The sequence below is a fragment of the Salinibacter grassmerensis genome, assembly GCF_947077765.1.
In the GTDB taxonomy this organism is placed as follows: domain Bacteria; phylum Bacteroidota; class Rhodothermia; order Rhodothermales; family Salinibacteraceae; genus Salinibacter; species Salinibacter grassmerensis.
Genome location: NZ_CAMTTF010000001.1, coordinates 332,553 through 346,472, shown reverse-complemented (window position 1 = coordinate 346,472; position 13,920 = coordinate 332,553). Strand labels below are relative to the sequence as shown.

Annotated in this window: 10 protein-coding genes; all 10 read right to left on the bottom strand. The window is 64.0% G+C overall.

From position 1 onward, the window contains the following. Window positions 1-194 precede the first annotated feature (194 nt). A complete protein-coding gene (locus OJB03_RS01295; RefSeq protein ID WP_263784547.1) occupies window positions 195-1,334 on the bottom strand; it encodes a tyrosine-protein phosphatase in 1,140 nt (379 codons plus the stop codon). Window positions 1,335-1,405: 71 nt separating this feature from the next. Beyond that, window positions 1,406-4,342 carry a TonB-dependent receptor gene (locus OJB03_RS01290; RefSeq protein WP_263784545.1) on the bottom strand — a complete coding sequence of 979 codons (2,937 nt, stop codon included), beginning with the start codon at window positions 4,340-4,342 and terminating at the stop codon, window positions 1,406-1,408. A 681-nt stretch (window positions 4,343-5,023) separates the two neighbouring features. Beyond that, on the bottom strand, window positions 5,024-6,280 hold the full coding sequence (locus tag OJB03_RS01285) for a helix-turn-helix domain-containing protein (RefSeq protein ID WP_263784543.1): 1,257 nt from the start codon (window positions 6,278-6,280) through the stop codon (window positions 5,024-5,026). 573 nt (window positions 6,281-6,853) lie between these two features. After that, a complete protein-coding gene (locus tag OJB03_RS01280; RefSeq protein WP_263784541.1) occupies window positions 6,854-7,618 on the bottom strand; it encodes a sulfite exporter TauE/SafE family protein in 765 nt (254 codons plus the stop codon). A gap of 95 nt (window positions 7,619-7,713) precedes the next feature. Next, the gene (locus OJB03_RS01275; protein ID WP_263784539.1) at window positions 7,714-9,183 is read right to left on the bottom strand and encodes an MBL fold metallo-hydrolase; all 1,470 of its coding nucleotides are present in this window, start codon (window positions 9,181-9,183) and stop codon (window positions 7,714-7,716) included. 278 nt (window positions 9,184-9,461) lie between these two features. Continuing rightward, entirely contained in the window at window positions 9,462-9,593 is a 132-nt protein-coding gene (locus OJB03_RS01270; RefSeq protein ID WP_263784537.1) for a hypothetical protein, read from the bottom strand. Window positions 9,594-9,857: 264 nt separating this feature from the next. Then, entirely contained in the window at window positions 9,858-10,667 is an 810-nt protein-coding gene (locus tag OJB03_RS01265; RefSeq protein ID WP_263784535.1) for a GntR family transcriptional regulator, read from the bottom strand. Window positions 10,668-11,001: 334 nt separating this feature from the next. Further along, window positions 11,002-11,607, bottom strand: coding sequence for a hypothetical protein (locus OJB03_RS01260; protein ID WP_263784532.1), 606 nt, complete (start codon window positions 11,605-11,607; stop codon window positions 11,002-11,004). A gap of 109 nt (window positions 11,608-11,716) precedes the next feature. Beyond that, window positions 11,717-13,390, bottom strand: a complete 1,674-nt coding sequence (locus OJB03_RS01255; RefSeq protein ID WP_263784530.1) for a b(o/a)3-type cytochrome-c oxidase subunit 1 — start codon at window positions 13,388-13,390, stop codon at window positions 11,717-11,719. Continuing rightward, the gene (locus OJB03_RS01250) at window positions 13,387-13,908 is read right to left on the bottom strand and encodes a cytochrome c oxidase subunit II (RefSeq protein ID WP_263784528.1); all 522 of its coding nucleotides are present in this window, start codon (window positions 13,906-13,908) and stop codon (window positions 13,387-13,389) included. Before OJB03_RS01250 ends, OJB03_RS01255 begins: the two co-directional genes overlap by 4 nt. Window positions 13,909-13,920 lie beyond the last annotated feature (12 nt).

The following is a 13,920-nucleotide window of genomic DNA, read 5'->3' as shown; positions in this document are numbered from 1 at the left end:
GTTGGGCAGTGATGCCACCAGCGGTGAGGCAGGCAAGTGTCATTTTTGCCGCCGCCCCACTGGGCACCATTCATCGGAGCCGACCAGAGGGGAGGACTTGCACCGACGAGCATCCCTGCGGCGTTCGTCCCAACGGGCCCGATCGAGAAGACACGCGGGGCCTACTGCCCTGCCCCCTGCCCGGAGAGGACGCCTCATTCGAGAAGGCGAGCCCGCATCTGTGCCAGCGTTTCCGGCCTCACGCCCATGACCTCTTTGATGAAGCCCGCTACGGAGCCGTGCTCTTCTTCGAGCGTAGCAAACATTGACTGGATATACGCCGGATCCGACTCAAAAAGCGGGGCCCGGACCTCGGGGGAGAGCCGCGCCAGTTTGGCGACGATGCCCCCCTCCTCCTGAGGGTTTTCGAAGGCGTCGCTGTACTCCGCCTCGTAGTCGACAACGTCGTCCGACAGCGCGTAGTCCTGAACGATGGTCTCGCGGTCTACGCCCAGTGCGCTGAGCAGGAGCGCTGTCCCGGTGCCCGCGCGGTCTTTCCCGGCCGAGCAGTGAAAGAGAAGCGGGGTCTTGCCCTCGGCCACGTGGCGAAACATCGTAGCGTACTTGTCGGCGTGCTGGTATGCGATTCGGGTATACATCTCAATCATCACCCCGTGCATTTTCTCGGCGGTGAGGTCCCCTGAGAAGAGCGTTTTTAGGTCGTCTCCGCTCTCGTTTGTGTACCCCCAGGAAATGATTTTCGGGGTTGAGGCACCGCGCCAATTCGTTGTCTCGGAGACGCGCTCGTCCGACGACCGAAAGTCGCAGACCACCTTGATGCCGAGATGCTCCAGGTAGTCGTAATCCGCATCGGTGAGATTCGACAGCACGCCCGATCGATAGACCGTTCCCCACTTCACGCGTTGCCCTTCCGCGGCGGCATAGCCGCCGAGGTCCCGGAAATTGCGTCCCCCCTCGAGCGGAAGCACGCGAGTGGCCGTCCGACGCCCAGCGCCCTCGCGGTCGGGCTGAATCACAAAGTAGGGACGCGCGATGCTGTCCGGCACGGTGGCCTCATAGCGTGTTGCCCGGACGTCGGTGGCGAGGCGGTGCATCTGCGCCGGCGCCGCATCGGGACGGCCGGACACGTAGATTGAGACGGCGGTTTCCGTCGAGGTCTGACTCCACGTCAGGCGGTACGTTCCAGAAGCCATACGCTCCGCGTCGGCCGCTGTTATCGCCACCCGTGCCGCCGACGATGCCTGCGCACGGGGCTGAGACTGCGCAGGGAGCACAGAGCCGACGATCAAAAACGCAGTGATGAGGGCAGAGAATACCACGGCTCGGGGCTGCATGGATGCTGAGTAGAACATGGTTGAAACACGCGCTTGGCTGAGGGGAGAAACGAGGTCGGGAGCAGAGGGCATCAGTAGCTCACCCGCACGCCGATTTGATAGCGCCGGCCAAACCCTTCTACCTCAAGCGGGTTGCCCTCGCTGCCTTTATAGCGACGTCCCAGCTCGTCGGTCAAGTTGTTTGCGTCGGCGAACACGGTGTAGCGGTCGGAAAAGGAGTAGCGAGCCGACACACTCAGGCGGGATTCGTCGTCCCAGTAGGTGTCGAGGCGTTCATCGGTCGGGTCCAACGAATCGACCCAGTCGTCGCGCCACTGGTAACTGAGACGTGCCGAGAGGCCATAGCGCTCGTAAAAGACGGACCCGTTGAAGATTGCATCGGAGGTGCCTGGGAATCGGGCCTCGCGAGGCTCTGTGTTCGGGGCGTCGGGCGTCGTAAACTTGCTATCGAGGAACGTGGCGTTCGTCTGCACGCCTAGCCCCCCCAGCGCGCCGGGCAGGAAGATCCACTGCTGAGAGTATTCCATTTCGACGCCGTAGATGCGCCCGTCCTGTCCGTTGAGCGTGGTCTCGTAGATGTATCCGCTGCGGTCGCGCCCGTCGGCGTCGAATCGATCGCCGTCCACGATCGTGGCGGACGCAAACTGCGGGTTGCGAATCCATTTGCCGAAGCCACTTACGGACGCAATTCCCGCCCCGGACAGGTAGTACTCGAAGCTGAGGTCCGCCCCCCAGGCCTTTTCCGCCTTCACGGACGGATTCCCTCCGTTGATGGTCTGATTGGCGTCATCAATGTTCACGCTTGGGCGCCGTTCGGCGAAGCCGGCACGGCCGATGGTACGCGTTCCGGCGGCCCGAATTCGAATGTCGTCTGTCACGTCGACATTGACGTGGAGGCTGGGAAAGAATTCCGTCTCGCTGGTGGAGGTCGATACCGACTCTGAGCCGTCGTCCACGACCCGAAACCCGTCGCTTTCATAGCCGGCCTGCTCGACACGGACGCCGCCCAGCACGCTCCCCCACGACGGCGACCAGGTGTTCATGACATAGCCGGAATAGATGTCTTCCTGCACGGTGTACCGATTTTCATCCGGCACGGCCTCACTCCGGTCGTACAGGCCGGCTTCTTCGAGCTGACGGACGGCGCGGTCAAACTCATTCTCCAGTCCCGACACGTCAAACCGCTCCAGGTCGTAGCGATTGGGAAAGGGAAAATCGCTTCGCAGCCCTTCGTCCATCAGTTGTCCCTCAAAATCGATTGCGGGCGCACCGGCCTTTTGGAGCAAATAGAAGGGGATAGTGCTCACTGCGAAGTCGTACCCGCTCTTCTCTCGGGTGTCGAACTTGGCCCCGAATTGAATGTCCGAGGAGGTGCCGAAGAGGCTCCAGTTGCGCTGAAGATCGATCTTGGCTGCGTAGGCGTCGGTGTCGGACTGGCTGTTGATGTCAAGCCCGAGATCAGTCTCGTAGTCGGTCTGTGAGAGGTCGTCGACGGACGAGGACGTCGGGCTGGAGAGGTCGAGCGATGGGAAGTTGGGGTCGCTGAAGTCGTACTCGGCGGTCAGCGACGGACTGGACTGCCCCGGTCGCATGAGCGGGAGCTCCGCCGATGATGACGTCCGTGTGTAGCTCCCCCGGTAGCTGAGATCCCAGGCCCCAAACTGACTCTCTCCGCCCACCATGTTCGTCCAGGTGCTGTTGCGGTACCGCCCCGGGCCGAGGAGCCCGTTCCTAGAGACGTCCTGCAGGGTGCCCTGCGTAGGGGTGTTCGAGCCCTCCTGAAACCCAGAGGCGCCGCCTAAATCGAACACGTACTGGTTTCGTTGCTCGTCGTCGTTGAACTCGACGTAGGTGGAGGAGACGAAAAATTCCTGTGTCTCGCTCGGGCGAAGGTCGAACCGGCCGCTAAAGGCATTATTGGTGCGGTCGAGGTAGTACACCCGATAGTCGGCCTCGCTGGGCCAGAGCCTGCCGTCCGGACCGATCTCGTAGCCACTTTCAATGTTGTTCGTAACCTGATTTCGCTTGTACCGAGAGGCGGTCAGGACGATGCCGAGGGTCTCGTTCCACGTATTGGAGATCTGCGCCGACGCGTCGTACTGGAGGTCCTGACTCATGCCCATGTACCCCGGGGACACCTCCCCGTTGACATGCAACCCGGGATTGTCGAACGCCGAGGCGGTCTCCACATTGATCTGCCCCGCGATCGCGGAGGCCGGTTTGTTCGGGGCAATTGCTTTTGTTACCTCCGTCGAATGAATGATCGGGGCCGGAATCTCGTCGAACCGGACGACGCGGCCCTCGGACCCAATCACATTGAGCCCGTTGATTGCAAGTCGCGTCCACCGTTGCGGAGTGCCGCGAAGATTGACGTACCGGGCCTGGCCCTGGTCGCGCTGAATGGCAACCCCAGGGACCCGCGAGAGGGCGGCCGCCGCATTCTGGTCCGGAAACTTCCCGACCTGGTCCGAGGCAATAATATTTTTGACCACCGGGGCGGCCTTCTGTCGCGAGAGCGCGGCCTCCTGCGACCCCACAATTGGGGATGCACTGACGCTTACCCCACCCATCTCGGTGGCCTTTCGGGTAAGCACGACATCCGCCTGCGTGATCTCGTTGGGCTTTACGCTCACCGTCCGGCGTTCCTGCTTGCGCCCAATGTACGTTACGCGGAGCGTGTGCTCCCCGGCGGGTATGCCCTCGATACGGAATCGCCCGTTGCGGTCCGTACTGGTCCCGCGCCCCACCTCGGACAACTGTACGTTGGAGCCGGGAAGTGGAGTGCCTCGCGCCGAGTCCGTCACGACCCCCGTGACCGTACCGGTTCTATCCTGCTGGGCCGATGCGGGGGCCGCGATGACAACACACAGTCCCAGCAGAAGCACCAGAAGACGTCCCGCCCCGGCGGCCGCTGCGTGCCGCAGTAGAGACGGGAAAGGTGAAGGGCCGTGGTTGCGTGAGTCAGTGGGCGCAGAATCTGGGTTCTGCGAGTGGCGTGAAGGGGCCATTGCTTTGCTGGCGGAGTTGAGAAGCAGGTGGGAGCAGGTCGTGAGCACGCCCCGTTGGAGCCGGATGTGAACACAATTCCCAATATGGCCGCCATACACCCCAGCGTCGTTCAACTTCAAGCGGTTGGACGTTCGACATCGCGATCCCCGTCCGAGATCGTGATGTCGGAACGTCCCCTGTGTCGTTTGGAACGCGCCGGATGGGACCTGCACGAGCCCGCGTTCTCTTGACGAGAGTCCAGCCTTACACGAGAGAGGACCGTAGGCAGATGTGAGGAGGAAAGGCGTGCGGGCCTGTGCTCTCCACCATAGAGGCTAGGGGGCCGCTGTGCCGACCTTAATCGCCGATGGGCGCGTGGGGGCTATCGATCGAGACTGCCTCGGCTCACCGACCCGGTCGCAAGCGTTTGGGACAACGCGGGGCAAAGACCTGGCTGGGCCCCCGCGTGCTCTTTTCATTCTCCCCGTGGCGGCTGGGGGAACCGGTTGGCGCACACGAAGGATGGGTCCCGCCGCCGATCCGCCCAGGCTCGGGCAAGAGACCTGACCAAGCTTTCTCCCGGCCCAACGATTTCCCATCACCGTGGGCTCTTGGCCCAGGGCAACCGGGGGACTGATGTACGGGCCAGGGCCAGTGGAGTCGCCAGCCGCGGAATACCGGCCGCGCCGCTTCTCATCACCCTACGCGGCCGAGGACGCCCGCTGCGTCCGCCGGTACGCCGCAGGGGTCGTCCCGGCCTTCCGTTTGAAGGCCGAATAGAACGTCGACTTCGAATTGAATCCCGCCTCGTGGGCGATGGCAACCACCGTCAAGTGCTCGCGCGCATCATCGACCAGCAGGTTCTTGGCCGCTTCGACCCGATAACTGTTGACCCACTCCGTGAAGCTCTGATCGAGCTTTTCGTTGATGACCTGAGAGACGTAGCGCGGTGGCACATCGACCTGGTCGGCCATCTGCCGGAGCGTAAGGTCGCCGTCCAAGTACGGCTCTTCCGCCTCCATATGCTGGACAATTTGGGTGCAGAAACGCTCTTTCTGTTCGGGCGACAGCGACGACGTTTCGTACTTGGAGGAGGCCGCCTTGTCGTCGGCGGCTTCGGGCTCGGCCCCGTCTTTCCGTTGCCCGGCGGCCGTCACGGATATGTTACCAGCGGGGACTGAGTCGCCGTTCTCCGTGTCGCGAGCCGCTGGCCTGATCGGCCCGATGGTCTCCACCAGGCCGGCGCCCGCGGGCACATCGTTCTCGGCCGTCACAGACGCAAACGGGGCAATCCGGTCTCCGGAGCCTCTGGTCGACGCAACCTGCCGCCTGTTGGGCTGCGCCCGAAACGAGACCAGAGTAGCCGCTATGCTCACGACCAGGGCGGTGGTCACGCCGCCAATTCCGACGGGCCGAAGCCACGCGTACGAGTCCGCCGAAAAGATGGGGATCAAGAGGCAAAGGCCGGCCTGTGTGATGGCCACCGCACACGCCAGGGGGAATCGAGCATCACGATCAACGTCTGACCGCTGGGAGTGGGCCCACAGCAGGTAGGCCACCAATCCGAGGTACACCAGTCCGATCACCCGGGGAAGCTCGGCCCCCGGAATGAAGGAGTCGGCCAGACCAATAGACGTGTAGTGGGTCGCGAGATCCGGGCGTAGCGGCCCTGCGAGCAGGACTGGAATCTGCATGCAGAACTGGATGGCCGCTGGCAAAAAGTGCAGCGCGTCTTTCCAGTCTGGCGACCGACCGGGGCGGAGAAGGTGTCGCACGCACAGGTAGAAGCACGGGGCAATGGCCATCCCGATGCTCGCAAGCGGAAACTGAAACGGCATCCAGAACGGAAGCTGTTCTCCGAGATTCATGGAGAGCAGCGTCAAAGTGACCTGAGTATACCCAAGCCCCCCGAATGCGCCGCTCAGATACCACCGGCCGGTTCCTTGTATTCGGGCCACAGCCATGATCGCAAGTAATGTACAATGCCAGACCCCAAGGAACGCGACTAGCACGAAGAAGCTGTCCCACGGTGAAACCACGTCGAAGGTCATGGGGACACTGTTTGGAATCGTGAAACGGCATGGAGCGCAGTTCCACAAACTTCTTTCGCATCAGAGGTGTGTTATCGTCAACATCACCAAACGGTTAACGAACCGTTATCACCTGGAGCGGGGCATGCCTCCGTAGTCTGTAGGACCGCGGGGGCCAGTCCCTACCATGGACAGGCGGTGCGGAGAAGAGCCAAGTTCTTCTGTATCGCCGTCCCGCCGTCCATGGGTCAGGCGATGGACACGCCAGAACGGCGGCCGTCGGTCACAGTCGAGACGATGCCCCTGCTACACTGGAATCGGAGACTCCACATCGGCCCACCGGAGGGTAGGCAGGTCGAGGCATGCCGAGAGCATATCGGAAGTCCTTCTCCGAAGACGTGCCGGGGAAGCAGGGGCCGCTTCGAGCATCCCCCACAGTCGCTCAATCTGCAGCGCCTCCAATCCATCAGTCTCACAATCGCGAAGTCCCCGGCCAGCCCATCAGCCGAACAATCTCACTAGATTTTGTCCGAGGACCACCACGCCCATCACGACCAGAAAGACCGCAAAGCCTCGCTTGAGGCGTTTCTGCGGCACATGCGCCCCGATGTGTCCCCCCACGAAGCTACCCACGATGCCAATGCCGGAGAAGACCAGCACCAGATCCCAGTGAATCGTGAGGCCGGCCGCCTCCATCACGTCGAGGTACTTCACGAATCCGCCGGCGCTCTTGAGGGCGATGATGGCGAGGCTGGTGCCAACGGCAAGGTGCATCGAGAGGCCCCCGAGCACCACCAGGGCCGGCACGATCAAAAATCCGCCCCCGACGCCCACGAGGCCCGTAAGCACCCCCACGCCCAGACCGTCCCCCATCACCTTCCAGAAGGCCCGGCCTGGCTCATCCATCCGATCGGAGGGGGGGCGGCGAAACATCAAGGCCGCCGCCCCGAGCATCACGAGGGCAAAAATCACGAGCTGCACGGCCCCCGACATGAACTGCGACAGGTAGGCGCCGGCGTACGCCCCCACGATGCCGGGCCCGCCAAACCAGCCCACAGTCCGCCAGCTCACCCGTCCACGAAAGGCGAGCGGAATGGCCCCGACGAGACTGATAAGGGCCACAATGCCGAGGGACTCGGCGATGGCGAGCTTGCCGGGCTCACCCACCAGATACACCAGCACGGGCACAGTGAGGATCGACCCTCCGGATCCTAATAGGCCAAGCACTAAGCCAACAAGAAGAGCGCCAAGCCAGGCCGCATACATAAAATTGAGGGTCAGATGGACGGACGGCAGTGGAGCGACGCGAGGGAGCGCCCGGCACTTTGTTTGGGCACTCCAACTGCGACGCGCTAACAGCTCTACGCGGTCACTGCCTCCTCGGAGTCTGGCTCGTAGTTCCGGAAGTGGTCGTTCACATACTTGACCGAGTGCCCGGCCCGCGCCAGGTACGACGAGGCGGCCGCCGCCCGTGCCCCGCTCGCGCAGTGCACCAGCAGCGTCTTCCCCTCCGGCAGGTCCGCCTCCCGCTCCGGCAGGCGGGTGTAGGAGACATTGATCGCCCCCTCCACGTGCCCCTCCTCATGCTCCAAGCGGTAGCGCACGTCGAGCACACCTGTCGTTTCATCCTGCAATTCGGCGCCGAAGTCCGCAAACGTGATCTCGTCAATCGTCTCGCTCGGGCCGCCCGCCTCGAAGTAGCGCTGGAGCGTCTCGATCTCTGCAAAGCCCGTCACGTTGTCGTATCCGATGCGCACCAGGTCGCGGACCGCCTCCTCTACGTCCTCCTCGTCTGCGATGAGCACAATCGGAGCGTTTTCATCTTCCACCAGCGATCCGACCACCGTGCTGAAGCTGCCGTTCATCGGTGCGCAGAGGCTGCCGGGGATGTGGCCGGCCATGTAGGCCGACCGGCCCGGCCGCGTGTCGATGATGAGGGGCTTCTCGCCGGTAGGCCCCTCGCTGGTCACGGCGTCCTCAAGTTCGCGGACCGTGAGCTCGGAGGGAGAGGGCAGCCCGCCGAGCACCGGCATTCCCTCCTTGTTGTCTCGCTTCATGCGGGCGAAGTAAGTCGGCGGCTCCGGCTGGCCGGCCAGGATGGACTCGACGAACGCCTCCTCCCCCTCGCGGGCCGCCTCGATCATCGGGTTGAACTGCTTCTCGTACCCGAGCGTGGACTGGGGCACCGCGCCGAGGGCCTTCCCGCAGGCCGACCCCGCCCCGTGGCCCGGCCACACCTGCAGGTGGTCCGGCATCTCCAGCACGCGCTGGACCGACTCGTAAAGCGTGCGCGCCGCCGGCTCCATCGCCCCCTCCACCTGGGCCGCCGACTCCAGGAGGTCCGGCCGACCGAGGTCGCCGACAAACAGAAAGTCTCCGCTTAGAAGGCCCATTGGCGCCGTCGCCCCGCCGCCGCGGTCGGTCACGAGGAAAGAAAGGTGCTCCGGCGTGTGCCCCGGGGTGTGGACGGCCGTGATCTCGATGTTGCCAATCGCGAACGTGTCGCCGTCGTAGAGCCACGTCACGTCGTAGTCCCCACCGCTTTGGGTCGGCCCTTGGGCCCACTCGTACTTCCAGTCATCGGGACCCTCGTCTGAGAGGTAGAGCGCTGCGTCGGTGCGCTCGGCCAGTTCGCGGGCGCCGGACAGGAAGTCGGCGTGGATGTGAGTTTCAGCGACGGCGGTGATTTCGAGTCCCTCTCGTTTGGCAATGTTGAGGTAGCGATCGATGTCGCGCTCCGGGTCGACCAGAAGCGCCTCGCCGGTCTCCTGACAGCCGATCAGGTAGGCGTACTGCGCAAGCTTCTCGTCGCTGATCCGTCGGAATAGCATGGGAGGTTGGGTCGGTTCGAAAGGGAAGTGGAGGTGGACATGAGGCAACGGACAGCGGGCGACGCCTGAGCCCCCGCAAGGCGTGAGGGCACCCGTCTCATCCAGTCCCAGTCGGGGGCAGGCCTCACGTGTCGCTCGACCGTGGACCGGCCCGTCTTATGTTGTAATATGTATTAACAACTACGGGATCGGGCTCTTCTATTTCTAGAGCATGGAAATGGTTTCGCTCGCGGAGCAAGGGCCCTCCTCTACAAGATTGTCTCCGGGGGCGCTGTTCGTCAAAGCCGAACGGCATTGCCCATCACGAGAACGCTGCTCAGCGTCATGACGACGACGGCGTTGATCGGAGGCAGCAGGCCCGAAACAGGGAGGCCGAGGCCAACGGCGTTGTAGCCGAACGTCCACCACAAATTCTACTGAATCACCTGGTGGGTGCGGCGGCTAAGATGCTGAAGCCACGGGACGAGCCCGGGGTCGGGGTCGTAGAGGAGCGCGTCTGCGGCCTCCATGGACACCGATGCCCTCACGACAGCGCGATGCCTACGTCCGCCTCGGACAGCGCAGCCGCGCCACTGAATCCCGCCGCCTATGAGCACCGGTGCGACCTTGGATCGCTCCTGAACGGCCTCCATTACGGCCTCAGAGTGGGGCTCCCCCATCCCATGAGACCGCAGCTATTCGCCATGCTCTTCGGCTTCGTCCCCAAAGACCGGCTCAAACTCGCGGAGCGGCATGCCGTGCTCCGCCACGCCCTGCCGGGTGGTGTCGCGGGCCAGCTCCAGCTCGTACGCCACCCGATCACTACGATAGTACCGCCGCTGGAAGTAGACGCGCTTCTCGCCCTCCGTCAGCGACAGGCGTTCGATGAGGAGCAGTGCCTCCCCGGCGTCCACGCCGAGCAGGTCCGTGATGGGGGCGTCCGCGTTGGCGGCCGTGATGCGGTAGTGGCCGCGCAGGACAGGGATGTCGTACTCCGCTTCGAGAATCTGGTAGATCGTCTCCTCCTCCAGGTCGTGGTCCTCCAAGAGCTGCGCGTAGAACATGGGGAGCCAGGTCCGGTCAAACGCGACGGGCCGCCCGTCCCCGAGGCGAAGACGGTCGAGTCGCATGACCGTCTGGTCGCCGGTGTCCAGATGAACGGCGACTGCGGGCGGGGGCGTCTCCGGCGCGTGGTGTTCGACCTGGGAGGACGCCTCGAGGCCCGCCTGTGCCATGTCCTGCGCAAAGTCAGTAAGGCGCACGAGGCCCTGCGCGGCCCGGCGCTCCTTGACGAACGAGCCGAGCCCCTGTCGGCGATAGATGTAGTCCTCACTCTCCAGCGTCTGGAGGGCCCGCCGCACCGTCACCCGGCTTACGTCAAACCGGTCTCCCAGTTGCTTTTCGGAGGGGAGTTTTTCGTCGACCTCGTACGTGCCCTCCTCGATCTGATCGCGCAGCCAGTCGCTGATTTGTTCGTGGCGCGGGCGTCCCGACTCAAGCTCCATAGAGAATCCTGTGTGGTGGGGGCAACAGCGCTTTGCGACGAGATATAGGCCATGTCACAACAGGAGAAGATAGGGGGAAGATCCCTCTTGAGGGGACGTGAGGCTATCCGGCGCTTCTCAACCCGGGGCCGGTCGCGCCGACCGACGGAGGCAATCCCGGGGCCGGTGGGCGCCCGAGCCGCTGCCTCCCGGCATGCGCGTCGACAGCGCCCTCGCCGCCCAATTTTGGGGACAGAGCGCCTGCGTTCTCGGGGGAGCATCAACACTCGCAACGGGGACAGGAACTGCGCGCCGGGCTGACTCTCGGCTGGGAACTTGAAGGGGCTCTCATCGACTAGCGCTCCATCTGTACCGGCACGTGCCCGAACGAAATGCGCCGGCGCACGGTGCGGGTAGAATCCTCGGCGCGTTGCAGCTCCGCCTCGGCGGTCAGCGACTGCGGGCGGGCGTCGGCCCCCATCGGCCAGGTGGCGCGGAACCGTGTGGAGTCGCCAGGGGGCCAGGTTGCCGTCTGCACCTCGTCGAGCACCGCGCCGTCGTCCGTCTCCAGGGCCCGAAGGGTGAGGCGGTAGGGCGTCTCCGCGTTGTTTTCCACCACGACGGCGAGCCGGAAGGTCCAGGGCCCAGACGACTGGGCTCGAACCTGCATCTCCACCACGCGCTCCGTCACGTCGGTGGCCGGCAGGAGGTCGTCGCCGATCCGGAGGGGGGCGTCGGACGATTGCCCCCCCAGTGAGTCCCCCGGGGGGCCCTGTTCTTCGGCCACCGGTCCCGATTCCTCCTCCCCACTCAGGAGGTAGCTGCGGACCAGGGTCATTCCCTCAATCCCGAATGCCAGCCCGAACGCCAGAATGAGAAAGAAGCGGACCACCCAGGGATTCACCTCGTCGGGAGCAGACGGGGACGAAGCACTATCCGTCTCGGGAGAATCGGTACTCATCGAGCAGAAGTCCAGGAATCGTCTAGGCAGCCACTGGGCGGATCCCATTTACGGTCGCATTCGCTCCCAGCTCAGAAGCACCGGGCGCCTCTCCGGCGCCCGCACACGCCTACATCGGCGCCGGGAACGCCCCCGGCGAGAAGAGGCCGTCCATGACCATCTCGGCCAGCGGCAGCGTGTAGGCGATGAGGACCAGCGCCACGGCCACGCCCATCCAGAGCTTCAGGTTGTCCAGGATCTTCGGCGAGTGCTCCGGCCCGGAGAGGGCGGGCGGAATCACGTCGTCCACGTCGGTGGCGGGGGCGCCGCTCCACCACGTGCCCCCGATTACCACCAGGAAGAGCACCATCGAGACGAAGAGAATGGTGCCCCCAATCGCCACCTGCCAGTCCATCTCCGCCATCGTGCCGAACGGCACCTCGTAGTCGATGCCCGCGTACTGGGGCTCCGCCACGCGGCGCGGCACGCCCGCCAGGCCCTGCCGGTGGAGCGCGTTGGACATCAGCGTCATTCCGATGAACCACGTGTAGGGCTGGGCCAGGGCCAGGTTTTTGAACTTGAGCTGCTTCCCCGTCAGCTGCGGTAGCAGCCAGTAGGTGATTGCCATGAAGGTGAGGGCCACCGCCGTCCCCACCGTGAGGTGGAAGTGGCCGGGAATCCATGCGGTGTTGTGGACCAGCATGTCGATGTTGAGCGAGGCGTTGACCATGCCGCTAAACCCGCCCGCGGCGAACATGATGCCGGCCAGCGCACAGCCCACAAACGCGGGCTGGCCCCAGGGCAACGCCGCCATCCAGGCAAAATAGCCGCTGCCGCCACGCTGGCGCGCCCCGTGCTCCATGGACGAAATGACCGTAAAGGCCGTCATGAGACTCGGCAGCAGAATGACGAGCGTCATGATGAGGGCCCACATCTTGTAGACCAGGGTGATGCCCGGGTCCGCGTACTGGTGGTGGTAGCCGATGGGGGTCGACAAGAGCAGAAAGAAGACGAAGACGATTCGGGCGAGTGGGTCGCTGAAGAGGCGCCCCCCCGAGAGCTTCGGCAGAATGGAGTACCACACGAAGTAGGCCGGCAGCAGCCAGAAGTACACCACCGCGTGCCCGAAGTACCAGAAGAGTGTGCGGGGCAGTAGCGGGTCAATCTTCTCGACGATTCCGAGCGACCACGGGATGAGGAGCACGACCACCTCCAGCGCCAGCCCCAGCGAGCAGAGGTACCACATGAGCCACGTGAAGATCACCATGTAGGTCTGCAGCGGGATGCGGGCGTCGGGGTTCTCGTCCCGCCACTTCCAGTAGGTCCAGAACCAGTCCGCCCCGGCCAGCCACGAGCCCACCACCAGGAGCGCCGCGCCGATGTAGAAGAGCGGATGCGCCTGCAGCGGCGGGTAGAACGTGTAGAGGACCGCCGCACTCAGGCCACTGCCCGGCACAAGCCCGCCGAGGATGGCCGTGGCCGTCATGGTCGTTCCCACCACCATCATCACGAACCACGTCCACGAGAACGTGGAGCTCTCCGGCTCCCGCTCCATGGTGCGCGTGACCCCCCACTGGTAGAGGCCCGTAATGAAGAAGGTGGTGAACACGAGGGCCAGCAGGACGCCGTGACCGGTGAGCACGTCGTAGTACTGCACCGAGGAGACAAACCCCCGAAAGACGTCCGTGCGGTGTAGCGCCTGAATGAGGCCGAAGAAGCCCCCGATGCCGAGGGCCACGAACGCGACGATCAAGTTGGCCTTGACGATGCGCGCCGCTTTCGGGTAGTGGTCGACAAACGTCATTGTGCGATCAAGTTGCTCTCGTCAAACTCGGATGGGGGGACGACCTTAATTTCGCCCTGCATGTTGTGGTGGGCCGAGCCACAATACTGGTGGCAGATGATGCCGTAGCTTTTGGCTTCCGGAAACCGGGTCGTGAAGGTCGCGACCTGCCCCGGAATGACCGTCGAGTTCAGGCCGCTTCCTGGCACTTCGAACCCGTGCATGACGTCCGGGCTCGTCATGTGAAAGGTCACCTTGGTATTGGCCGGCAGGGTCAGGGGCTGGGTGCTCCCGGGTCGAAAGATAAACTGCTGGGCCAGCATGTACACCTCGTAGTGGTCGTCACTAATCTTCCGCACCCCCGGCTTTGCAAACGGCCCCTCCGACAGGACGGTCGCCGGATCGACGGTTTCTCCGGTTTCCACGCCGGGCACCTTCAGGTTCATCACCGTGAACCCGAAGAGCACAATCCCGATGAAGGCGGCGATGAGGAAAAGAGAGAGCCCGATCCAGAGCTTCTCGAAACGGTGGACGTGCATGGTCGATCAGGA

What these genes read in the sequence shown, in the direction of transcription:
- OJB03_RS01260 (WP_263784532.1), bottom strand. Translation starts at nt 11,607, where the DNA reads ATGAGTACCGATTCTCCCGAGACGGATAGTGCTTCGTCCCCGTCTGCT.
- OJB03_RS01280 (WP_263784541.1), bottom strand. Translation starts at nt 7,618, where the DNA reads ATGTATGCGGCCTGGCTTGGCGCTCTTCTTGTTGGCTTAGTGCTTGGC.
- OJB03_RS01255 (WP_263784530.1), bottom strand. Translation starts at nt 13,390, where the DNA reads ATGACGTTTGTCGACCACTACCCGAAAGCGGCGCGCATCGTCAAGGCC.
- OJB03_RS01275 (WP_263784539.1), bottom strand. Translation starts at nt 9,183, where the DNA reads ATGCTATTCCGACGGATCAGCGACGAGAAGCTTGCGCAGTACGCCTAC.
- OJB03_RS01290 (WP_263784545.1), bottom strand. Translation starts at nt 4,342, where the DNA reads ATGGCCCCTTCACGCCACTCGCAGAACCCAGATTCTGCGCCCACTGAC.
- OJB03_RS01295 (WP_263784547.1), bottom strand. Translation starts at nt 1,334, where the DNA reads ATGCAGCCCCGAGCCGTGGTATTCTCTGCCCTCATCACTGCGTTTTTG.
- OJB03_RS01250 (WP_263784528.1), bottom strand. Translation starts at nt 13,908, where the DNA reads ATGCACGTCCACCGTTTCGAGAAGCTCTGGATCGGGCTCTCTCTTTTC.
- OJB03_RS01265 (WP_263784535.1), bottom strand. Translation starts at nt 10,667, where the DNA reads ATGGAGCTTGAGTCGGGACGCCCGCGCCACGAACAAATCAGCGACTGG.